General features: G+C 43.0%; 25 protein-coding genes and 1 riboswitch. Of the genes, 8 read left to right on the top strand and 17 right to left on the bottom strand.

Annotated features, from left to right (window positions below; genetic code table 11):
• Positions 1-27: 27 nt before the first annotated feature.
• The 10 genes from AC4CVD_RS01115 to AC4CVD_RS01070 form a co-directional block, all read right to left on the bottom strand.
• On the bottom strand, positions 28-852 hold the full coding sequence (locus AC4CVD_RS01115) for a type II secretion system protein N (RefSeq protein WP_490751747.1): 825 nt from the start codon (positions 850-852) through the stop codon (positions 28-30).
• Positions 852-1,562, bottom strand: coding sequence for a type II secretion system protein N (gene gspN / locus AC4CVD_RS01110; protein WP_078425920.1), 711 nt, complete (start codon positions 1,560-1,562; stop codon positions 852-854). Before gspN ends, AC4CVD_RS01115 begins: the two co-directional genes overlap by 1 nt.
• A gap of 197 nt (positions 1,563-1,759) precedes the next feature.
• Positions 1,760-2,083, bottom strand: coding sequence for an H-NS histone family protein (locus AC4CVD_RS01105; protein ID WP_004692786.1), 324 nt, complete (start codon positions 2,081-2,083; stop codon positions 1,760-1,762).
• 151 nt (positions 2,084-2,234) lie between these two features.
• On the bottom strand, positions 2,235-2,663 hold the full coding sequence (locus AC4CVD_RS01100; protein ID WP_490751745.1) for an acyl-CoA thioesterase: 429 nt from the start codon (positions 2,661-2,663) through the stop codon (positions 2,235-2,237).
• Positions 2,664-2,670: 7 nt separating this feature from the next.
• Entirely contained in the window at positions 2,671-3,864 is a 1,194-nt protein-coding gene (locus AC4CVD_RS01095) for a heme biosynthesis protein HemY (RefSeq protein ID WP_279698074.1), read from the bottom strand.
• A gap of 1 nt (position 3,865) precedes the next feature.
• On the bottom strand, positions 3,866-4,711 hold the full coding sequence (locus tag AC4CVD_RS01090) for a hypothetical protein (protein WP_490751743.1): 846 nt from the start codon (positions 4,709-4,711) through the stop codon (positions 3,866-3,868).
• Positions 4,708-5,487: a uroporphyrinogen-III synthase gene (locus AC4CVD_RS01085; protein WP_490751741.1), complete on the bottom strand. Its 780-nt coding sequence runs from the start codon at positions 5,485-5,487 to the stop codon at positions 4,708-4,710. The genes AC4CVD_RS01090 and AC4CVD_RS01085 overlap by 4 nt, the downstream gene beginning before the upstream one ends.
• A 12-nt stretch (positions 5,488-5,499) precedes the next feature.
• Positions 5,500-6,420, bottom strand: a complete 921-nt coding sequence (hemC, locus tag AC4CVD_RS01080; protein ID WP_490751739.1) for a hydroxymethylbilane synthase — start codon at positions 6,418-6,420, stop codon at positions 5,500-5,502.
• A 117-nt stretch (positions 6,421-6,537) separates the two neighbouring features.
• Positions 6,538-7,278 (bottom strand): LytR/AlgR family response regulator transcription factor, encoded by a 741-nt coding sequence (locus tag AC4CVD_RS01075; RefSeq protein ID WP_114837602.1) that lies wholly within the window; start codon positions 7,276-7,278, stop codon positions 6,538-6,540.
• A 51-nt stretch (positions 7,279-7,329) separates the two neighbouring features.
• Positions 7,330-8,484, bottom strand: a complete 1,155-nt coding sequence (locus AC4CVD_RS01070; protein ID WP_262470038.1) for a sensor histidine kinase — start codon at positions 8,482-8,484, stop codon at positions 7,330-7,332.
• On the opposite strand from AC4CVD_RS01070, the gene argH reads away from it, so the two are divergent.
• A complete protein-coding gene (argH, locus tag AC4CVD_RS01065; protein ID WP_004692796.1) occupies positions 8,475-9,908 on the top strand; it encodes an argininosuccinate lyase in 1,434 nt (477 codons plus the stop codon). The genes AC4CVD_RS01070 and argH overlap by 10 nt on opposite strands.
• Before the next feature lie 12 nt (positions 9,909-9,920).
• The gene (locus AC4CVD_RS01060; RefSeq protein WP_004692798.1) at positions 9,921-10,193 is read left to right on the top strand and encodes an oxidative damage protection protein; all 273 of its coding nucleotides are present in this window, start codon (positions 9,921-9,923) and stop codon (positions 10,191-10,193) included.
• A gap of 403 nt (positions 10,194-10,596) precedes the next feature.
• On the opposite strand, the gene phoU is transcribed toward AC4CVD_RS01060, so the two are convergent.
• From phoU to AC4CVD_RS01040, 4 genes are all read right to left on the bottom strand, one after another.
• Positions 10,597-11,313: a phosphate signaling complex protein PhoU gene (phoU, locus tag AC4CVD_RS01055; RefSeq protein WP_004692799.1), complete on the bottom strand. Its 717-nt coding sequence runs from the start codon at positions 11,311-11,313 to the stop codon at positions 10,597-10,599.
• 89 nt (positions 11,314-11,402) lie between these two features.
• On the bottom strand, positions 11,403-12,731 hold the full coding sequence (gene abuO / locus AC4CVD_RS01050) for a multidrug efflux outer membrane protein AbuO (protein WP_114837603.1): 1,329 nt from the start codon (positions 12,729-12,731) through the stop codon (positions 11,403-11,405).
• A 173-nt stretch (positions 12,732-12,904) separates the two neighbouring features.
• Positions 12,905-13,348: a transposase gene (locus tag AC4CVD_RS01045; RefSeq protein ID WP_178929031.1), complete on the bottom strand. Its 444-nt coding sequence runs from the start codon at positions 13,346-13,348 to the stop codon at positions 12,905-12,907.
• A gap of 47 nt (positions 13,349-13,395) precedes the next feature.
• Positions 13,396-13,701, bottom strand: a complete 306-nt coding sequence (locus AC4CVD_RS01040; protein ID WP_000122230.1) for an IS630 transposase-related protein — start codon at positions 13,699-13,701, stop codon at positions 13,396-13,398.
• Between the two features lie 212 nt (positions 13,702-13,913).
• Between AC4CVD_RS01040 and AC4CVD_RS01035 the strand changes: the two genes are divergently transcribed.
• The 6 genes from AC4CVD_RS01035 (at position 13,914) to gluQRS (ending at position 20,364) form a co-directional block, all read left to right on the top strand.
• Entirely contained in the window at positions 13,914-14,966 is a 1,053-nt protein-coding gene (locus tag AC4CVD_RS01035; protein WP_213069324.1) for a hypothetical protein, read from the top strand.
• Between the two features lie 69 nt (positions 14,967-15,035).
• Positions 15,036-15,163: riboswitch (TPP riboswitch) on the top strand.
• Positions 15,164-15,307: 144 nt separating this feature from the next.
• On the top strand, positions 15,308-17,200 hold the full coding sequence (thiC, locus tag AC4CVD_RS01030; RefSeq protein ID WP_490751735.1) for a phosphomethylpyrimidine synthase ThiC: 1,893 nt from the start codon (positions 15,308-15,310) through the stop codon (positions 17,198-17,200).
• Positions 17,201-17,275: 75 nt separating this feature from the next.
• Positions 17,276-17,896: an NUDIX domain-containing protein gene (locus AC4CVD_RS01025; RefSeq protein ID WP_114837826.1), complete on the top strand. Its 621-nt coding sequence runs from the start codon at positions 17,276-17,278 to the stop codon at positions 17,894-17,896.
• A gap of 10 nt (positions 17,897-17,906) precedes the next feature.
• On the top strand, positions 17,907-18,704 hold the full coding sequence (cpdA, locus tag AC4CVD_RS01020; protein ID WP_114837825.1) for a 3',5'-cyclic-AMP phosphodiesterase: 798 nt from the start codon (positions 17,907-17,909) through the stop codon (positions 18,702-18,704).
• A 209-nt stretch (positions 18,705-18,913) separates the two neighbouring features.
• On the top strand, positions 18,914-19,441 hold the full coding sequence (gene dksA, locus AC4CVD_RS01015) for an RNA polymerase-binding protein DksA (protein ID WP_004692816.1): 528 nt from the start codon (positions 18,914-18,916) through the stop codon (positions 19,439-19,441).
• Between the two features lie 2 nt (positions 19,442-19,443).
• The gene (gluQRS, locus tag AC4CVD_RS01010) at positions 19,444-20,364 is read left to right on the top strand and encodes a tRNA glutamyl-Q(34) synthetase GluQRS (RefSeq protein WP_228254632.1); all 921 of its coding nucleotides are present in this window, start codon (positions 19,444-19,446) and stop codon (positions 20,362-20,364) included.
• A 152-nt stretch (positions 20,365-20,516) separates the two neighbouring features.
• Here the strand turns inward: gluQRS and ftsW are convergent, their stop codons facing one another.
• The 3 genes from ftsW to AC4CVD_RS00995 all read right to left on the bottom strand — a co-directional run bounded on the left by ftsW (position 20,517) and on the right by AC4CVD_RS00995 (position 23,490).
• Positions 20,517-21,713, bottom strand: coding sequence for a putative lipid II flippase FtsW (gene ftsW / locus AC4CVD_RS01005; protein ID WP_114837823.1), 1,197 nt, complete (start codon positions 21,711-21,713; stop codon positions 20,517-20,519).
• A 19-nt stretch (positions 21,714-21,732) separates the two neighbouring features.
• Positions 21,733-23,079, bottom strand: coding sequence for a UDP-N-acetylmuramoyl-L-alanine--D-glutamate ligase (gene murD, locus AC4CVD_RS01000; RefSeq protein WP_490751731.1), 1,347 nt, complete (start codon positions 23,077-23,079; stop codon positions 21,733-21,735).
• Between the two features lie 159 nt (positions 23,080-23,238).
• Positions 23,239-23,490: a DUF6587 family protein gene (locus AC4CVD_RS00995; RefSeq protein ID WP_004692822.1), complete on the bottom strand. Its 252-nt coding sequence runs from the start codon at positions 23,488-23,490 to the stop codon at positions 23,239-23,241.
• Positions 23,491-23,508 lie beyond the last annotated feature (18 nt).

The raw sequence follows: 23,508 nt of genomic DNA, 5'->3' as shown, positions 1-23,508 counted from the left end.
TTCCTAACTAATATTGGTGATGTTCGATCACTGAAAATTCTGTTGTACCGTAATGATACGATCACCACGTTTCACTTCTATTTTTACTTGTCCTTCACGGCGCGCACGTTCTAACAACTGCGCGTCGTTTTGCCCCTGTCCGATCGTTTGACCATTTAAAGACATAATCTGATCCCCAGCCTGCAAGCCTAAACGACTTCGCAGTGCAGCTGGTGTTTGCTCCGTGACTTGATAACCTTGCCCTGTGTTATTGGTATTTACACCCAAATCTTTTAAATATTGCTCACGATCTTGTTGTAAGTTCTGTACTGCTTGGCCTAATGCTTGCTGCTCTTGACTCACAGCAGGCGCTACAACGGGTGCTGTTGCTGGGGGCACAATTTGCTGATCTAAATTATCAATCCCTTGAAAAAACAATTCTCGGGTTTGCCCACTGTTATTTTTGAGAATCGCGCGATCCCAATACACCTCTGACAAATAATAAGCGCTGCCTTCGATGTTTTCCCCCACCCGATAGCGCTCTGCCACATTATTTGCCTTGATCACGGCAGATGAGAACTGACTAGGTTGCCCAACCACCACACCTTGTAGCTGTAAATTGAGCTGATCATCTGCAGGATTCTTACTTTGCTCTGCAAATAACGCAAAATTGGTAATATTCGGAACTTGTGGTTGCTGTGAACCCAATTCAACGCGTGGCATTTGCATGACTTGTGGTGGCGCTACCCAAAGCCAAAATAAGCCAGCCAACTTCCAGCATAGTGCCAAGATCAAAAGCATTAAGCACAGTGGCGCTATACGTTCAAACTGTTTGAGATTCACTTCTGGTAATTTTTGCAGATCAAAACCCATTAAAAGCCCCCACTAAGTAAAGGCTGACGTGAACTCACCACATAACTATCTAGGCCTGCTTTGCCTTGATATGACGGGACATTCAACATGAGACGCTGGGTTAATTGCACATCTAGCATCAGACTTGGGTCGATGGTCAGGTTCATCAGTTTCTGTTGTCGTTGATCGCGTAAATCGACCATCAGCTTATTTTGCTCCTGCGACAAACGACCCGCCAACGATGGAATCTGCATTTGTTGTGGGCGCTGCGCAAAGATATACATGAGTTCGCCACCTGCCCATTGTATTCCCCCATCCACTTGATCAAATCCCTGCTCTTTTTTATAGTTAAAATCAATTTCTTGTAACTGAATCGCATTACTCGGCCATTGCCAATTGGCCAACGACTTTAACGTTTCAGGTGCAATTTGTCCGTTTAAATCACGCACCATTATTTTTTTCCCAAACCCATAGGCTAAAACGCCTTCAAGCTTGGTATTGGCACTATAAATTTCGAGATTGGCCCCTGCACGAAGGAGCAGTAAATCTAAAGGTCGGGTGGTCCACAGCACAGTTCCACGCAATTTTCCAGTTTGCCAATCGGCCTGTCCATGCCAAATATTACCGCTGACGTTATGTAAAACTTGGTTGTTTTTATAAAATTTTGCAATGAGCCATGCCGCAGGAATTTGCAGCAAAACAAAAATTAAAAAGGCAACGACTGCAAACATCCACCACGTGATGTATTTAGGTTTTGTGATTCTCCCACCACGAACTTTCAATTATTCTTCCTTGCTTCATTTCTTGTCTTTCTTTGATAGACATTATGCATAATTTTACAACAACACCAAACTTTAACTATAAAAAAAACCAAGCAGATGATGCTTGGTTTTTTGAGCTTATGTCACATCTGTGACAAGGTGATGACTTAGATTAGAAAATCTTCAAGCTTCGCACCTTTTTCTAACTGAGCCACTAACCAACGTGGTTGCTTACCACGGCCAGTCCATGTCTCAGCAGCATTGCCTTTGTTACGGTAACGCGGTTCAACCGACTTACGTGTGCCTTTTTTACGCTTGGTCGCGCCAAACTCTAAAATTTGTTCAATGCTTAAGCCTACATTTTCCGCAATCGCATTAATTTGAGTATAAGCATCTTCAATTGCTTGATCTTTTTTAGATGCAATTAAAGCTTCCGCTTCGATTTGTAGACGCTTTAACTCTTCTACGGATAAATTACTAATATCTGGCATTACATTAACTCCATTAACCAACATTTTATTTACTGAGTCTATTTAATAATATTTTGATTAGACCAAAGACTCAACTCATCCATGACTTAAACAACAATACTTAGACAATATTTATATAGTCTAACGACTTTTAAAATAAATAAAAAGAGATTTATATTTGGTGACCGACGGTTAACTCAAATTCTTTGAGTTTTTGATGCACCAGTTCAGGAATTAATGTTTTCTGCATATTGGTTTTATCGACACAAACAATGACCGCTTCTGCTTCCGCAACTAACGCTTGTTGCTGTTCACTCCATAATAAATAATGCATACGAAATGCACTATTTCTGAGTTCTTCAATACGCGCACTAATTTTTAATTGGTCTGGATAAAATACTGGTTTTAAATATTTGCACTGATTTGATGCAACAACAGTTAGTACATCCGCAGATAAAATATCTGTATGTTCAATATACGCCAAACGCGCACTTTCAACATAACGATAATACATGACATTATTAACATGACCAAAGGCATCCATATCTCCCCAAGCCACGTGTTGAGTATAAACCAATGGGTAATCTAAAACGCTCTGCATTATGCACCTATATTTTCATTTCTACAAAATTTGCATTATTTTCAAAAATTAAATTTAACTGTTTAATTAAATCTTCATCACCATTTAAAGTCGATTTGATTCTTAAATAGTTCATTAATACATTATCTGGATATAAACTTAATAACGTATCTGCCTGCTCTTGCATGCCTAAAGCAGTATAAATATGCCACTTGGCAAAACTCAAAACCGGCACACTCGTATACTTCGCTTCCCATGCTTCAATGTGTTGCTGCAAGTCCACATAATCGGGTTGCTGTTTCAAAAGTTGCTGCTGGAACCACAAATAAAATACTTCCGAATTAAACTGCTGATTGAGCAAATAAATCGACAAGTGTTCGTGCTGTTCACTCATGTCTGGCATACGTGCTAATAACTTAAGCCACAGCAGTTGAACATCATAACTGCGGCTGAAAATCTGATCAGACAAGTCTAAATAACGTTGTTTTAAATCCTCTAAATTTTCATAATTGGCTTGATCAAATTTTATCAATAAACGCTTCAGCCATGCTTTTTTCACATCTTGATCTAAATGACCATATTGGGTTGAGCGTAAATACAGCCACGGAAACTGAATCGCAAAACGCCCCCATAGCTCTTTTAAACACGCTTCATAAGCGGTTTGCACATCTTTAAGCCAAGGTGAAAGTTCATGTTGATTGAGAAACTCTAGATGGGTTAAAGCCTGTTCTGCATCTTCTTGTGCTAAAAACAGTTCAATACGCTGCAGTTCAGCCAACTCAAAAGCCATGGCATTGCTTTGGCTCAAGGCGCTTAAGGCTTCAGGGAACTGCTCCTGCATCAGATATAAACGTGCATCGATTATACTTTTGAGCAAGCCCGACTGCGCGAAGGCATTTTGAATAAAGGCTTGTTGATCTCGACCTGCATCCAACAGCCAAATCACAGCCAGTTGTTCATAAGGATGCAAACTTTTAAAATCAAAAACAGTTTCCGCTTTGCGTTTTTCTCGACTGAGATAGCGTTTTAGCCCCAACCAAACCAAATGCAAGCTAAAACTAAGCAGTGCTAGCGCAATAAATACAATCCAGAGATTGGTTTGTAACTGCCAGTCATGCCAAAACACGTAGACATAACCCGCACCATGCCCATAACTCAAGACACTCAACACAGCAATTGCAATTAAACTCACCAAACCATAAGCAATCAGTATTTGTTTCATTTCATTGCCCCAACAACGCACGCGTACTTAAAATAGGCGTTGGGACAACCACCAATGTTTTCAGCTTATTCAGCTGTTTCAGCAGCTCTTTGGCTTTAGGGTCTGGAAGTTGCTGGATCAACAGCATCACTTCGGTTAAGTCTTTTTGATATTCGGTATATTGCCCTGCAGCTAAGGCTTGGCGTGCTAACAATAAGCGCAACTGTGCTTCTTTAAGCACGATTTGTCGTTGCATTAACGCTGTTGCAGGTGCTTGCGCAGGTTCGAGCCTTAACCATTGCTTCCAAAAGGATTCGGACGTATCGCGCGTGGTGTTTAACTGAGGTTGTTGTATTTCCCGACTTAAAGCCTGATCAATCTGTTGCAGCTGACGGTTAATCAGCGCTTGCTGCTCATTGCGCTCAGCCACAAACTTCTGAATGGTTTGCATATCTCGCGCTATCACCTGATGCAAACTTTGCTTCAACGCCACAGCCAAATTATATTTTTCCAGCTGCATATCTAAAAAGGCCAGCTTATCGGTGGCCACCACATACTGCTGTTGCTTTAAGGCAAACTCAACCAAGTCCAGCTGTTGCTTAATAAACAAAATTGGATCAATGCCCTCAACCACCAATTCGGCGGGTTGGCTACTCGTCACCTTTGCTGCTGTTGGGTTTTGTTTCAAAGTTCCTTTTTGACGCTGCATAGCCACGACTTGATCGTTCAAATTGGCGCTGCGCTGTTCGATTTGGTGCATTTCATTGAGCAAAGTGGCTTGCTGTGTACTCAGCCCCCACACGTCATAGCTTAGCTTCGCAATCCACGCCAATGCAGCCATCAATACAATGATAAGAATCTTCTTCATGCGTTCCCTTGCTCACTTTGTAACAACTGTACAATCGTGGCTGTCTTTAAATCTTTCAGTACACTCATTTTAAACGGCACATGCATTTGCTGTTGATACTGCTTCAAGATCTGTGCCAAACGCTCACCCAACACCAAAAAGTGTCCCTTTTGCAGGAGCTGAATATTTGTGTCCAGCAGAGCTAACCAATTCAGCCAACTGGCCTCACTGCTGATCAGTGCAACATAATCATTATGTTCTGATAAACATTGAATTAGTTCAGCCTGTTGCTGCATCGTTTCATTTGGACAATGACGCTCATACAAAACAAAGTTCAGTATAAGACGCCCGTGTTGCATTAAGGTGTCCATCATAAACTGACGCCCACCTTCTCCACGCCAAAATGCAATGCTCGCATCACTGGCCAAGTTCTGTAAAACAGGTAGTTGTAACATCCCTTCAGAGGTTTCTACCTCAGGCACCACACTGTCCAAACTATATTCAGCCAAAGCCTGCGCTGTTTTTTGTCCAACCGCAATCCATTGAATATGCTGTAAATCGGACACCGTTAAACCACTTTGCAGCAAATGTGCCATACCAAACTGCACGGCACTGGGGCTGACCACCACAATCACTTGGGTGTGCGCTAACTGCTGATACAAGCGTGCCAGATCATGATCCCATGCTCTAGGCAACAACTCCAGTAACGGCAATGGATAGACCTCAACGGCCTGTTGCTCTAGTGCCATCGTGAGGCTTGCCGCGCGATCAACAGGGCGCGTATTAATAAACAGCATCGTTAAGACATATTAGTGATAAAAGGCTTTGAGTAAATCACCTGCACCTTGAGCCAATAACTCTTGTGCAAGGACAACACCCAAATGCTCGGCTTCAGCGGCATCACCCGCCACTTGTGCTTTGAGGAGCGTTTGCCCATCGACACTCCCCACACGCCCTTCGAGCTGAATACGGTTGTCTGCTAAAGTGGCATAGCCTGCAATAGGTACCTGACATCCACCTTCAAGATAAGCATTGAAAGCACGTTCAGCCCGTACACAGGTATCGGTTTCTACATGTAATAAAGGATGAATCAAATCCAATACCGCTTGATCATTTGCACGGCACTCTAACCCTAAAGCGCCCTGACCCACTGCAGGTAAACTCAACTCTGGGCGAATGGTATGACGAATACGTTCTGCCAACCCCAAGCGTTTTAATCCCGCACTGGCCAAAATAATAGCATCGTACTGACCCGCATCCAATTTAGATAAACGTGTTCCCACGTTGCCACGTAAATCGATAATCTCTAGGTCGGGTCGTTGCTTTAAAATTTGGCATTTACGGCGCAAACTCGAAGTACCGACCTTCGCCCCTTGTGGCAATGCATCAAAATTCGCATAACTATTCGACACAAAAGCATCTAAAGGATCTTCCCGTTCACAAATAACGGCCAGCGATAATCCCTCGGGCAAAGCCATCGGAACATCTTTCATCGAATGCACTGCCAAATCAGCACGACCATCCAATAACGCTGCTTCAAGCTCTTTGACAAATAAACCTTTGCCACCAATTTTTGCCAATGGCGTATCTAAAATTTTGTCCCCTTGGGTAACAAAAGTCACCAACTCTACTGTGAGCCCCGCATGCAATGCTTCTAAACGAGCACGAATATGTTCAGCCTGCCAAAGGGCAAGTGGGCTTTGTCGAGTAGCGATCTTTAGGGTTTTCATAAATTTTAGTATGTGCCAATAAGAATGAAACTATCTTAAACTGAATTTCCCCCATTGGAAATGTATTCAGCCCAAAGCGCCCCGTCTCATCAGCAGCAGAGCCATTAAATTGGCGTGCTAAAGCCTATGTAAGCGCTCGCGCAAGCCCGGCAAATGCCGTCGACTCACCGCTAGACGCTCATCTAACTCACGGCAACGCACTTGATACTGCCCAGAGTTGACCACTTCAAGCCCTTCTAAAAAGTGAACAGAAACCAAGGCATTACGGTGGATACGAATAAAGGCATCCCCAAACTCATGTTCTAAGTCTTTTAAGGTTTCATCAATTAAGACACTGCCATTTTTGTGGCGTACCGTGACATATTTTTGATCCGCCAAAAAATAATAAATATTTTCAATGGGAACCAATTCCACACCACGATAGGTTTTCGCTGCGATTTGGTGTCGCTTTACGTTAAATTCGTCCATATTTTCTTTTTGTTTTATCTCGCTCATTTGAGCTTGGGTTAATTTAGTGAGGTGACCAAGCACTTGTTGCAATTCCTGTTGCATCACTGGTTTTAATAAATAACCTTCAGCATGTGACTTAAATGCATCAAGCGCATGTTCATCATAAGCTGTACAAAACACCAAAGCTGGCATCGGCTCAAGCTGGCGCAAATAATGCGCACAGGTCAACCCATCCATTTCTGGCATCTGAATATCTAAAAGTACCACATCTGGTTCATATTGTTGAGTTAATTCAATTGCTTGTTGACCATGTGAGGCTGTTGCCACCACTTGATGTCCGAGCTGACTCACCAATCTAGACAAACGTTCGATTGCTAAAGGCTCATCATCACAAATTAGGATGTCCATTTATCTCCTCCCCAACAGTCACCTTGTTTATTTTTATAGGTTCACTGCGGCTTATTTATATTGATACTGCACAACAGTGGTATACATTCCCTCCCCTGCATAGGTTTGAAAGCTCACAGTTCGCCCAAAATATGCCTCTAGACGCTGCTTCACATTTTCAATGGCAATACCATGTCCTTGTCGTTTATGAATTGTTTCCTTTGTAAATGGGTTAGTTATGACGATATTAACTTGATTTTGCAATATTTCAATCAGTACACTTATCGTACTCTTAGTTAAAAATTTTTCAACACCATGAAAAATACTATTTTCAAGTAAAGGTTGTAAAGTTAAGAGTGGAATTTGTACCTGCTTACACAATTCGGCATGCTCGATTTTCCATTCAACCTGTAAACGATCCCCCAAACGAATTTGCTCAATCGCCAAATAACGCTGACACAACTCAATTTCATCACTGAGCTTGACCAGTTTTAACTCTTGGAAACTGGCTCTAAACAGACGCGATAGATTGAGCAACATCTGTTCGGCTTTATCTGGGTCAATCGCAATTAGGCAAATCACATTGTTTAAACTATTAAACAAAAAATGCGGGTGGATACGGGCTTGCATGGCTTGCACCCGTGCATTCAGCTCACTATTTTGCTGCCTAAACCACTGTTCTCTTAGGTACAAATAACGAAAACAAAAGCTGCCTAACAGCAAGCCATAGCCCAAATGCAAAGCAACATCATTCCATAAGATGGCTGAAGTCAAACCATTGAAACTAAAATTAGCTCCAAAGAAGATCAGTATATTAAGGCTGAGCGTGGTCACCAAAACAATGATCTGTAATAGAAAAAAGCCTGACAATAAAGTCATACCCAGACCCAAATTCTGCAACTTTTTTTGCCCATATTGCATTAGCGCAGCAAAAGACAGTAAAACCCAATTGATGTAAAGCATATAACCGAGTACATGCTCAAACACCAAGTTTGACCAAGACTGCGCCTCGGCCAAAGCCAACAGCATGGCCAACAAATTTCCACCAACAAATAATTCCAACAAATGCGGCCATTGCACGATTTTACTAAATAAATAAGAGATATTTGGCTTAGCCATGCTGGAAGTTAAACTTTGCGCATCTTGAACTTCGGCAAGTTGTCTTGAATTTGTTATACTCATGCGAGTTCTACCGCTTTTTATCTTATTGAGCCGACATGACCACATCTTCTAATTCCTCAAATCCGTCACAAGCCCAAACTTCGGGTATGTGGGGCGGTCGTTTCTCTGAAGCTACTGATGCCTTTGTTGCTGAATTTACAGCATCTGTACAATTTGACCAACGCTTTTATAAACAAGATATTGCAGGTTCTATTGCTCACGCGACCATGCTTGCTAAAGTTGGCGTTCTAACAGAACAAGAACGCGATGACATCATCAATGGCTTAAACACCATTCAAGCTGAAATCGAAGCGGGTCAATTCGAATGGCGTATTGACCTAGAAGATGTGCACATGAACATTGAGTCGCGTTTGACTCAACGGATTGGCATTACAGGTAAAAAGCTCCACACCGGTCGTAGCCGTAATGACCAAGTGGCAACCGACATTCGCCTCTATGTCCGCGATGAAATCGATGCCATTTTAGAATTACTGAAAAAATTGCAAAAAGGTATTTTGAGTATTGCTGCTCAAAACACGCACACCATTATGCCGGGCTTCACTCACTTACAAACGGCACAGCCTGTGACTTTTGGTCACCACCTACTAGCATGGTTTGAAATGTTAGTCCGTGACTCTGAGCGTCTCATTGACTGTCGTAAACGTACTAACCGCATGCCTTTGGGTTCAGCAGCACTTGCGGGTACTACTTACCCAATCGACCGCGCATTTACAGCAGAGTTACTGGGTTTTGAAGCTGTTTCTGAAAACTCACTCGATGCAGTATCTGACCGCGACTTTGGTATTGAGTTCAATGCCGCGGCTTCTCTGATCATGATGCACTTATCACGTATGTCAGAAGAACTGATTCTTTGGACGTCTGCACAGTTTAAGTTTGTAAACATTCCAGACCGTTTCTGTACTGGCTCTTCAATCATGCCACAAAAGAAAAATCCAGATGTGCCTGAGTTAGTGCGTGGTAAAACAGGCCGTGTCTATGGCGACTTGATGAGTTTGTTAACACTGATGAAAGGTCAACCGTTGGCGTATAACAAAGACAACCAAGAAGACAAAGAACCGTTGTTTGATGCGATTGATACCGTGCGTGGCTCGCTCATGGCTTTTGCAGACATGATTCCTGCTTTGGTGCCAAACATCGACATCATGCGTGAAGCAGCGCTGCGTGGTTTCTCAACCGCAACTGACTTGGCTGATTACCTTGTGAAAAATGGCGTGGCTTTCCGTGATGCACATGAAATTGTGGGTAAAGCTGTTGCTTTAGGTGTTCAAGAGTCAAAAGATCTTTCTGAATTAACTTTAGAACAACTTCAACAGTTCTCTGACTTAATTCAAGCGGATGTATTTGAAAAAGCACTAACCCTTGAAGCGTCAGTCAATGCACGTAACCACATTGGTGGAACTGCACCTGCGCAAGTCGAAGCTGCCATTGAACGTGCCCATGCGCGTTTAGAAAAACTTTATGCTCAATAAGGACGTCTAGATATGACTCGACAAGTTTTTTGCCGTAAATATCAAACAGAAATGGAAGGTTTAGACTTTGCACCGTTTCCTGGTGCAAAAGGCCAAGAACTTTTTGAAAACATCTCCAAGCAAGCTTGGGGAGAATGGTTAAAGCACCAAACCACTTTAATCAATGAAAAACGCTTAAATGTGTTTGAACCTGATGCGAAAAAGTTTCTTGAAGAACAACGTGAGAAGTTCTTTAACAATGATGAAAGCTTAGAAAAAGCAGAAGGCTTAAAGCCTGAGGCGTGATAAAGCGTTGCACATTTGAAAAGCTCCGACATCGGGGCTTTTCTTTTTATTCATACAATGTTCTATCCAAGCACAGGGATGACCAAACCCCAAATAGATGACATATTAATGACTCAATCAGACTATAGAACAGCTATTTGTATCTAAATAATTAAGTGTAAACATAGCGCTACACAACCATTGCAAAACTCAACATTACACTACAAGAACCTACATGACGCAGAAAAACATCTTTCCTATAATGGCATTCAAGGATAGAGGGAAACCTCTTATCGATAACGATAAATATCCCCGATTTTAGTCTCAGATTTCCCCCAAAGTCTGAGATTTTTTTTATCCGAAAATTAAGCAACCATTAAAAAGCACAACCGAAGTTGTGCTTGAAAAATAAGTTTCGCTTTTTTTATTTTTGGATATGTTTTTCAACTTCTTCAAAACTGGTATGACGTACATCCAAACCTTTCACCATGTAAATCACTTGTTCAGAGATATTACGCGCATGATCGCCAATCCGTTCTAATGAACGCAATACCCACATCACATTAATCACACGGGCAATATGACGCGGGTCTTCAATCATATAAGTCATCAAAGTACGCGTTGCAGATTGATATTCACGGTCAATATCAGCATCGGCCATCATCACACGTAGCGCTTGTTCTGCATCTAAGCGTGCAAAAGCGTCTAGGGCATCATGAATCATGACACGGACTTGGTTACCAATATGACGCGTTTCCATATAACCGCGAGGGGATTCGCCATCTTCACATAAGCTTTGCGCAATACGAGCAATTTTCGCCGCTTCATCACCAATACGCTCTAGGTCTGTATTGGCTTTCGACATCGCAATTACCATACGCAAATCAATTGCAGCAGGATGACGACGCGCCAGAATCAACGTCAAAGCTTCATCAATTTCACGTTCGAGCTGATTCACCGCATTATCTTTAAACTGAACATCGACCGCTAAGTTGGCATCGGTGTCGAGTAGCGCATGAATTGCATTTGCCACTTGTTGCTCTACCAAACCACCCATGGTCATAAATTTGGTGTTCACATCCTGCAAATCTTCATTGAACTGCGAAGAAATGTGATGGTTTAAAACAGGACTATTTGGCAAAGGACGTACTCCACAGCAACATCATGAGGGACTAAAGATTGAGCGATATTAAAGCATAGCAATTGTGAAGATTTGATGACAAGACCCTTTTATAAGCGTGCTTTGTCCACCAACCATGCATTCATTTCTTGAATATCTTGTTCAGTCAACTTACCCACAGATGCCTTTAAATGCAAGACATTGATCAGATAGTCATACTTGGCATTGACATAGTCTTGCTTGGCCGAAAAGGCATTGCGCTGTGCCAGTAAAACATCGACCATGGTTTTTAAGCCTTCTTGATACTGCGCTTGTGAGGCACGAGAGACGAGGCTGGATGATTCCATAGCAGCTTTACGTGCTTGCAACTTGGCTTGGTCTGTTTCCACTTGCAAATAAGACTTTTTCACCTCGGTGTTGGCTTTACGGATGGCGGCATCCAATTCGGCTTCAGATTTTTTGACGTTAACAGCGGCTTTTTGAATCGACTTTTTGGTTCGCCCCCCCGTATAGACATTCCAATTCATCTCAATACCAATCTGATCAAAGTTACCTTTGGCCGACATAATATTCTCTGGTGTCTGCTCACTATAACCATAGCTTCCCACAGCTTCAATTTGCGGATACAACGCAGCTTGTTCAACCCGTTTTTGATCTTCAGCATAGCGCTGTTGTAAGCGTGCCTGCTGAATGCCTAGGTTCTGTGCGAGAGCTAAATTGGTCCATGCCGAAAGCTCTGCTGGATAAGGTTTTTGAAACTGAAAGTCTTCACGTAGCACTGCCAAGTTTTCTTGATAAGGCCCAATAATTTGCGCCAGTTGTTCCTGCGCCAAGACCAGTTGTACATGCGTCGCAATGCGGTTAGCCTGTGCGCTTTGGTACTGTGCATTAGCTTCACTCACATCACTTTTTGCCACCAAGCCCTCTCTAAGTTTAGCATTCATCATATTCAGTTGCTCAAGTAGAGCCTGTTCTTCTTGTAAATTGGCTGCGGTTAAACTTTGTTGGCGCAGTACATTAAAATAGGCTTCCGTCACCGCTAAAATGTGTTGCTGCCGCTGTAGCTGTAAATTGACTTCACTTAAACTGAGGGAAGTCTTGACTTGTTTCAAACCTTCCCACGCATCCCAACGAAAAAGGGGTTGGCGCGCCGTAATCGCCACTTGTTTGGTGGTGGTCGTATCGGGCATGGAAAGAACCGAACTCACCTGCCCAATGGGTTGATTTTTTCGAGTCACATTACCAGACAGACTAATGGTAGGTAGTAAGTTACCTTGAGCAATGCCTAAATTGAGTTGATCGGCTTCATATTGGAGTAAATTGGCTTGCCAGTTAGGATCATTGACTTTGGCGCGTTGTAAAGCGTCGACCAAATCCAAGGCATGACTCCACGGCGTGAAAAACAACACACAGCTGGCTAGGACACATTTAATCTTCATTGTTTTTGGTCCACCTTTCCGCCTCACTGGCCTCGTTCTGAGCAACGCTATACTAAAACGGGTTGTCATTTTTTTCGTATATTTTTTATTGCACTGGTTACAATATAGTCAAACTACTTTATTATTCATACAAGATTCGAAAAAAACTCGAAATAACTCATCGACTGAGTCGATCAACCATTCTTTACGCTTACGTTTAACCCATGCCCACCTTGCACGATATATCGCTCATCTATAGGATTTAAATCAGGGCTGTATGCAGGAAGCCAAAGAATTTTATGCCCTTGTTGTTCCAATAACTCCTGAATATCTGCTCTTTTATGAAATGCTGCATTATCCATAACCACTACACTATTTTCTGGTAATGCCGGTATGAGGAATTGCTCAATCCAAAAATGAAAAACATCTGAATTGATTTTGCAGTCAAATAAACCGACTGAAAATAACTTACCCTCATGGATTGCTCCAATGGCATTGGTCTGATTCTTTAATTGCCAATTATATTGCCATAAACAGGGTACTCCTTTTCGTGAGTAGCCATGAGGTCTATAATCATGTGACTTAAAACCACTTTCATCCAGATAAATAATCGGATGGTTTTTTTCTAATTCATTCACTTGCAGAATAAATTTATCCCTAAGCTTTGTATCTGCTTTAGGATGGCTTAACGTCTTTTTTTAACTGTAATATTTAAGCGCTTTAATGCAGCACCAATAGATGAAACACCACAATTAAAACGTGCAGCACGTTCATATTGATAAGCATCAGGATACTTTTCAACATCTTCACGTAAAGCATCATCGTTAATTTTAGAAGGTTTACGTACACGAGTTTTTTTAATCTCTATACGTTTCTTCCATTCAACAATGGTATTTTTATTAATTTCAAATTGTGCAGCTACCGCTCGAATAGAATAACCTTCCTCAAGCTTAGCTAAAATTTTACGTCTAAAATGTTCTGAATAACTCATTGCACCATTGTATTGGTTTTATAATGATTTGACTATAGCGCGCGCTAATCTGTTTATTTTGAAGTAAATATTGAATAGTGTCATAGCCCGTTCAACAAACTCATTCACAATACTACACATTAAAAATTCCATTCCCCCTATAAAATGAGCCATGGAGAAAAGGAGTTTCTCTACTGTGTTGTCGCTGAACTGAGTTTTTTGATCGAGTCGCTGTGAATCATTCCTCTTTATTTTCGCTTAAACCTTATGCACTGATTTTCATGTACGCGCTGTTGGCTGCCTGTCAGAAACCTGAACCTGTCAGCTTTCAAGAGCCCGCACAAATAGAAGCGTCTTCGACTCAAACCTTGGACTTAACCGACTTGTGCCAAAAAATTGACAAAAACATGTCGGAAATAGATGCACAACGTACGACTTTTGCTTTAGAGCAAATCAATCAAGATCTTAAGCTGTGTTTGCCTTTACTCGGTTTTCAACAACAAAAGCATTTATTGAGCTTATCCAATAAAATGTACCATGACTTTTTGGCGGTTGAACGTACGCCACAACAGCAGCGCGCTTTTGAAAGCTATGCCCTAGAAATGGCGCAACATCCGACCATTCAACAAAGTCTTTTTGAGCAACTGACCATTCGCGACCAATACCTCATCAAACACCAAGGGCAGTCTTATGTCGAGCTGTTTGATGCAGGCGAAGGACAAGTGCATTACCGCCGTAGCCCTGAATATTTAGCCAAAATTTTTGCGCCTTACCTACCTGTCGCAGAGCAAGAGTTTATTGAACATCTGGCGACACAGAATCAATACCCAGCCGTGATTGGGAGTCAGGTCAAAATTGACGCCAAAGAAATTGCGGATCGTGCGCTGTATTGGGAAAACTATTTACAACAGTACCCGAAAAGTAGCTACCACCAAGATGCACGTCATCTGTTGAATCTATATAGCACCCTCTTGTTTATCGGACTGGATACTCAACGCGTTTACGACGGCTATACCGTGCAAAGCAACTATTTGGAAGAAATTGAGCGCCTAGCCGCATTAAAAAATTCGATAGTGACGGATCAAGCGCGTTTATTTTTAAAGTTCGTGCAACTCAGCCCAGAACAAAGAGCGGCTCAAATCATCTTGCCTGCTTCCGCTCACGCACAGCGCCTCGGTGCAGATCAACTCTTACAAAGACAATTGGCGCATTTTATTCAACTACGTATGGTCCAACCCGATCAAGGCAAAGACTGCTTAAGCGATGCCATTTGCTTAGAACGTTGAACACATTTCCCCTTCACACTTTGAATAAAAAGGTCGCTGTTTTTAACAACAGTGCATGTTAAGATGATGCATCGCTTGACGGAGCGCGAGTAATTGCTCGCTGAGATCAGCTAAGACTTTTCAATAAAGTTTTGAAGCTGAGTACCGTTGAACCTGATCAGGTTAAGACCTGCGTAGGAATCAAGCCATCTAAAAACTGAACGCCTTTCATTGAACTATTTCCAGTAGAAATACATCCGTTGCATTTGTACCCGCAAATCAACAACACACAGAAATAGCTTCAATTGCCATCGTTTTTGGTCGTGCTTGATTCGTTGATGTCATTCATAAGGATCATTGCAATGAACCAGTTAACGAATCTTTCCGCTGAAATTTCAGCACAACATGAACAAGATGCTAAAGATCTGACCCGTATCTTGCCTGCCTCTAAAAAAGTTTATATCCAAGGTTCACGCCCAGACATTCAAGTCCCCATGCGTGAGATTGAACTGACCGAAACCCCAACAGACTTAGGCGGTGAGTACAATCCACCAGTGATGGTGTATGACACCTCTGGTGTGTATACCGACACCAATGTCAGTATTGATCTAAACAAAGGTCTACCGAATGTCCGTGAAAGTTGGATTGAAGAGCGCAATGATACTGAAATGTTAGACAGCCTCAGTTCAAGCTTTGGTCAAGAGCGTTTACGGGATATTCGTACCGCTGATATTCGTTTTGCTCATATTCAAAAACCACGTCGTGCCAAAGCAAGCCACAATGTCACGCAGATGCATTATGCCAAACAAGGCATCATCACTCCTGAAATGGAATACATCGCTATTCGTGAAAATCAGCGTCAACGTGAAGGAGTCGATGCACGTCAGCACGCGGGACAAAACTTTGGTGCGCATAACTTGATGGAAATCACGCCTGAATTTGTGCGCAAAGAAGTGGCTGAAGGGCGTGCGATTATTCCTGCCAATATTAACCATCCTGAAATTGAACCGATGATCATTGGCCGAAACTTCTTGGTGAAAATCAATGCCAATATTGGTAACTCGGCTCTCGGCTCTTCAATCGATGAAGAAGTCGCAAAAATGACATGGGCAACCCGTTGGGGTGCAGACACCATCATGGACTTATCGACGGGTAAAAATATCCATGAAACTCGTGAGTGGATTATCCGTAACTCGCCTGTTCCGATTGGTACCGTACCGATCTATCAAGCTTTAGAAAAAGTTGATGGGGTAGCGGAAGACCTTACGTGGGAAATCTTCAAAGACACGCTGATCGAGCAAGCTGAGCAAGGCGTAGATTACTTCACCATCCATGCAGGCGTCTTATTACGTTATGTTCCAATGACGGCGAATCGCCTCACTGGTATCGTCTCTCGGGGTGGTTCGATCATGGCACAGTGGTGTTTGGCCCATCATCAAGAAAACTTCCTCTATACGCATTTTGATGAAATCTGCGAAATCATGAAAGCCTATGATGTGTCATTCAGCCTCGGTGATGGCCTGCGTCCGGGGTGTATCCAAGATGCCAATGACGAAGCACAGTTCTCTGAATTACGCACTTTAGGTGAGTTGACCCATCGTGCATGGAAACATGATGTGCAAGTGATGATTGAAGGTCCAGGGCATGTGCCTATGCATATGATCAAAGAAAATATGGATCTACAACTTGAAGTCTGCCAAGAAGCGCCCTTCTATACTTTAGGGCCATTAACCACCGATATTGCACCGGGTTATGACCATATTACTTCTGCGATTGGTGCGGCGATGATTGGTTGGTATGGAACTGCCATGCTGTGTTATGTCACCCCCAAAGAACACTTGGGCTTGCCAAACAAGAAAGACGTCAAAGATGGCATCATCACCTATAAAATTGCAGCACATGCAGCAGATTTGGCCAAAGGTCATCCGGGTGCGCAAGTCCGTGACAATGCTTTATCTAAAGCACGTTTCGAATTCCGTTGGGAAGATCAGTTTAATCTCAGTCTTGATCCAGACACGGCGCGTAGCATGCATGATGAAACCATGCCCAAGGAAGCACACAAATCTGCGCACTTCTGTTCGATGTGCGGCCCGAAGTTTTGCTCGATGAAAATCACCCAAAACGTGCGTGATTATGCACAAAACCAGCAAAACGCTACACTGAATAAAATTCAGCAAGAAGAGGTCGAAACTGGTCTCGATAGCATGAAAAAACAATTCCATGCAAGCGGACAAAACTTGTACCAAAAAGTGTAAGTTGATAAAAAACCTTTTGTAATCATGTGATTCTCAGTTAGGATGAAATGATAAATTTCATCCTGATTGCGCTTTATGAACATAATTAAGCAAGCTACATATCACCGTGAAGATGTCCAAATTGTAGACAGAGCCTTTGTTTTTCAGGGTTTTGTTCAAGTAGAAAAAGTAAATTTACGTCATCGCCTGTTTAATCAAACTGAGTACACCTCTGTGATTTCACGTGAGCTCATTCAGCGTCCTGAAGCTGCGGGTGTCTTGATTTATGATGATGCACAACAAAAATTTGCCTTGATTGAACAATTTCGTATTGGTGCTATGGATGATCAAGATTCAGCTTGGCAGCTGGAGATTATTGCGGGAGTACTCGATGGTGATGAATCACCTGAAAGCTGTATTCGCCGTGAAGCATTAGAAGAATCAGGCTGTCAGATTGAACACTTACAACATCTGTTTAGCTTTTATCCTTCTGCAGGTGCCTGTGCGGAACTGTTTCATCTGTATAGTGCTGCGGCCGATTTACCCAAACAAGGTGGTGTATTTGGTATGCCCGATGAAGGTGAAAATATTTTATTACACCTGATTGATTATGCGCAGATCGATACATTACTTTCCAATGGTCGGCTCAGAAATGCGCCTGTCATAATGGCCTTGCAATGGCTACAACAACAGATTAAAACGACAAGGAATGTCTAAGGGGTCAGGCATGACTTTAAATAATGAGAAAAATTGGACCATTATCCAAATTTCAGATACGCACTTGATGGATCAAGATCATCTGGAGTTTGTACGTATGAATCCAGAGCAAAGCTTTCATCATGTGATGCAACACATTGTGGAACGTCATCCACAAATTGATGCCTTCGTCCATACGGGCGACTTGGCACAAGTACCTGTGCCTCGAACCTATCAACGCTATTTAGACTTTATGCAGAGTTTAAAGACGCCGTTTTATCAGGTTCCGGGCAATCATGACAATGCCGAGCACTTCCCTTTTCATCAGCAGCAAAACAAAGTTCATGTGATTCACTTTGGTCCTTGGAGCATGGTTTTACTCAATAGTGCCGTCAAAGGTAAAATCGATGGCTGGGTCGATGAAGCACAATTGAACCAACTGGAACAAATCCTACAAGAATTTGCCCAGCAACACATTGTGATTGCCTGTCATCATCATCCTTTTGAAATGCAGTCAAAATGGATTGATCAACATAAACTTAAGAACACCCAAGACCTCACTGCGGTTCTTGCGAAATACCACAATGTCAAAATTGTGCTGTCGGGACATGTCCATCAAGAATCATGGCGTGAATGGCATAGTATTCAGTTTTACTCGACGCCGTCTACCAGTGTCCAATTTAAGCCTTTAAGTGATCATTTCGCCTTAGATGAGCAAGCACCAGGTTATCGTATTTTACAATTAAACGCAGATGGCAGCCATGAAACCCACGTAGAACGTGTCTTACACGCACAGCAAAAAATAAATGTTGAAATTTCAGGTTATTAACTTTTCATTTTTATCGTTTTCAATTACCTTAGTTGCTCTTACGAAAAAGTGATCAATTTAATCCAAACATCAAAGACTATCAAAATACTTAAAAAGTCTATATGATGACGACCCCCGAGGGTGAATCTCCTCGAGGGTGGATAAAAACACTTGCATATCACCATATTTTTTGCGTATTAAAGATACGTATATGATGAGGATTGCCCTAAATGGCGAATGACAACCAAAATACTGTCTTAGACGAACAAACTGATGTTGTAGATGAAAAATCTACAAAACGTGTGCGCAAAACTAAGCCTAAAGCGACTGACGGTGGTTCTACTGCAAGCTTATTTGGTATTGAACCTTATCAGCCGAAAAAAAATGAAGAATACATGTCTGAAGGTCAGCTTGAACACTTCCGCCAAATTTTGTTGGCATGGAAAGCAGAGTTGATGTCAGAAGTTGACCGCACACTCAACACCATGCAAGACGAAAACACCGCTTTGCCTGATGTGAATGACCGCGCGACACAAGAAGAAGAGTTTGCAATTGAACTACGTACACGTGACCGTGAACGTAAACTCATCCGCAAAATCGAACAATCAATTGAAGCGATTAAAAACGATGACTATGGTTTCTGTGAAACCTGTGGCATCGAAATTGGTCTGCGCCGTTTAGAGGCCCGTCCAACAGCAACTTTATGTATTGACTGCAAAACACTGGCAGAAATCAAAGAGAAGCAAAATAACGGTTAATCATGTTATTCTATAATCCTCCCCCAACCCCTCCTTTACATAAGGAAGGGGTCAACAGGATGGCTTATGTGGGTCGGTTTGCGCCATCGCCAACCGGCCCTTTGCATTTTGGTTCACTCATCACCGCCGTTGCCAGTTATTGCGAAGCTAAAGCACATCAAGGCACATGGTTGGTTCGTATCGAAGATACCGATATCCCGCGTATTTACCCTGGCAGTGAAAGCCATATCTTGCGTTGTATTGAGGCTTTCGGCTTTCAGCCCGATGCGGATATTATTTTCCAAAAAGATCGTCTCGATATATACGAAGACGTGATTCAACAACTGCATCAACTCAAACTGGTCTATGCCTGTCAGTGCACCCGAAAAATGCTCGGTTCTAACCACATTTATGCAGGCACCTGCCGTGACCTTGCTCTGCCTTTTGAGCAACAAGCCATTCGCGTCAAAGTGGAAGATGTCGAGATTTGTTTTGATGATGCTCTGCAAGGCCGACACTGCTCACAACTGGCACATGAGCTCGGTGACTTTGTACTGAAACGCCGCGATGGCATTATTAACTATCAATTAGCGGTAGTGGTAGATGACTACCTACAAGGCATCAGCCACGTGGTTCGTGGTGCAGATCTATTGGATAATACCGAGCGACAAATTTATTTAGGTCAGCTGCTAGATTACCCACGTCTTAGCTATATGCATCTGCCTTTAGCCATGAATGATCAAGGGCAAAAGTTGTCTAAACAAAATATGGCACAGGCACTGGATCTTAACCAAGCCCCCACACTACTCGCTCAAGCGATACATGCTCTAAATCAGCCATCTGTCGCGTTAGACCACCCTGAACGAATGTTGCAACAAGCCATTGCGCAATGGGATGTTTCACTAATTCCGCACCATACTACCCTGCACGGTATCTATTTATAGCAAAACGATTGCGGCAGAAACTCAACGCGAGGTCTAGTGCGCAACGTTTGTAATTGAAAGAAATTCAAAAAATTTAGAAGGGCTCAAACGCTATCCGCATAAAACGAAAAGTACGTTTAGTCTGCGGAAAGCGTGATGAAAGAACAACCCGCTTAGAAGCTGGATTCTTCTTTGGTTGGATTAGCACTTTGTGTTGTTGCATCAATTTTCAAAATCAAACTGATCATCACTGCACACATAATCAGTGATGAACCGCCATAACTAATAAAAGGTAGCGTCAAACCTTTGGTTGGCAGCATACCCATATTCATACCTGCGTTTACCAAAATTTGCAGTAAGAAAATAATCGATACCCCATAAGCCAAATAACCCGCACGCAGGTACTGATTCTTCAGCGCACGATGACCCACTTTGATACAGCACAGCAACATGGTAAAGGACAGAATTAAGACCGTAGTGATGCCGAAAAAGCCAAACTCTTCACCTAAAATAGCCAACATGAAGTCGGTATGGGCTTCAGGTAAGTAGGCCATTTTCTGTACACTGTGGCCAAGTCCTACACCAAACCATTCACCACGTCCAAAGGCCATCAAGGCATTGGAAAGCTGGTAACCAGTGCCTAGCGGATCTTCCCAAGGGTTTGAGAAAGACATTAGACGTTCAAAACGGTAAGGCTCAAACACAATCAAAAAGACAAATGCCGCAAAAATTGCACCAAAAGCCATACCAAACTGAATCAACGGCGCGCCAGCAAGGAAGAAAATCCCGAGCATCATCAAACTAATGACCACGGTTGCACCCAAGTCGGGCTCCGCAATAATCAAACCCACCGTCAATAGCATAATGATGCCGAGACGAATCAAGCCTTTGATGTTATTTCTTACTTCTTCGGCACGGCGTACCACATAGTCGGCTGTGAAAATCGCCATCATCACTTTGGCAACCTCAGAAGCCTGCAAGGTGAAGCCCGCAACACGAATCCAGCGGGTCGAACCATTGACCTCCGTACCGACGACCAACACAGCGGCCAGCAGTAAAATGGTCAAAATCCACAGCGGAAAGGTGTTATTGAACCAAACATTGAGCGGAACTCGGTATACCGCATAGGCCAAAACGCCAGCCACCGCAATTGAAATGCCGTGACGAAGGACATAGTGAAATGAATTCTCATGAAGGCGTTCAGCATAAGGCATCGACGCAGATGCGACCATGATCGAACCTAAACACAACAATGCAATGACGCAGAAGATCAACACATTACGCGGTGTCACTTCGCTGGGTACACGCGGCGCCCAACGGCTATAAAACTGATTCATTTTATTGATCGTTGTCTGAGCAAACTCAGCCATCTCAATTTCCTTATTATTTTTAGTGGAGTTCTTGCACACAAGCGACAAACTGATGTCCGCGCTGTGGGTAACCACTGAACATATCAAAACTTGCACATGCGGGTGACAATAACACGACATCATGGGCTTGGGTATGGGCTTGGCAAAGTGCAACCGCCTGCTCTAGCGTCTCAGCATGTAGTAAGGTCGTTGTTCCTGCCACAGCTTTTTCAATTAATACTGCATCTTCACCAATCAATACCGCCACTTTCACGTATTTGCTCAAAGCCTCACGTAAAGCGCTAAAGTCTTGCCCTTTGCCTTGACCACCTAAAATGATCGCGACCTTACCACCTTGGGCTTCAATCGCAGCACCTAGACCATCAATTGCAGCTAAAGTTGCGCCGACGTTGGTGCCCTTAGAGTCATTATAGTAACGAACCCCCTCAACGTCTTTCACAAACTCACAGCGATGCTCTAAGCCTTTAAAGCTTTTTAAAGTTTCAAGCATAGACTCTAGTGGTAAGTTGATTGCCTCGCCCAAAGCCAAACAGGCCAACGCATTGGCCACATTATGTGTGCCTTGAATATACATCTCTGCACTGTTCAATAAACGTGTGCGGCCACGAGCCAACCAGATCGTACCGTCTTCATCTCTTAATACACCGTACTGATTCATATCAGGCGCATTTAAACCAAAGCTTTGCATTGGCGTAGCGTCAGGGACCAAAGGACGAGTCAGCGAGTCATCACGGTTATGAACGACTTTTTTCACGCCTTGGAAAATGCGATGCTTCGCGGTGTGATAGCCCATCATATCGCCATGACGGTCAAGATGGTCTTCACTCATATTCAGCACCACCGCAACTTCAGCTTGTAAATTTGAAGTGGTTTCTAACTGAAAGCTGGATAGTTCTAAAATGTATAAATCTGGCTCATCTTTGGTTAAATCCAAGGCTGGGCGACCAAGGTTACCGCCTACCGCGACTTTCACGCCTGCATGTTCAGCCATCAGACCAATTAAAGTCGTCACGGTACTTTTTGCATTCGAGCCCGTAATCGCCATAATTGGCTTATCTGTTGCACGGCGTAGGATTTGAATTTCACTTACCACGGGAATGCCTTTGGCAATCGCAGCTTGAATTTCAGGTAGTTTCGGATCGAGCCCAGGGCTAATAACGATTTCTTCAGCAGACAACAACAGTTCCGCGTCAAACTGACCAAAACCGGTTTGTACCTCTGCTGGAATTTGGTCATGACCGGGCGGGGTCGATCGGGAGTCCGTTACTGCAACGCGGTAGCCTTGGTTATGTAAAAAATTGACCGCTGCAACACCAGAAATGCCGAGCCCTGCAACGACCTTAAGTCCACCACGTTGTATTAACATTTTTGCCCCATGCTTGGTCTGAGATTTATCTGCGGAAATGTTAGCACTTTGCTGTTTTGAATGCTTTTTCTGTTTTGACTTTCCTGCACTTTTTTTGTGTCAGTGCGTAAAAAAGCCGTCCCTCTTGGACGGCTTTTTTATTTGTGAGCAAAAATCGTTTTATTTCCACTTCACCGCCTGAACTTCAGGCTTTTTCGCATTGCTGTCTTCTGTTGCTGGGCAGGCACAGTTTCCGCCACACCCGCCAGCCATTGACGGCTTTAACCACGTTGCTAAACGTGTCCAACCACGAGCCTCACACAGTGCGGACAAGGACATGAAAACTGAACCCGATGTCTTAGGAAATACTTTCTTAAATACCACCACTGCACTCCAGATCACTAGAGCAGCAACAATTAGAATTTCAATCATCTCAATCTCCTCGCCTAT

The organism is Acinetobacter sp. LipI_23 (assembly GCF_058243045.1).
This window is presented reverse-complemented; position numbering and strand designations above follow the sequence as displayed.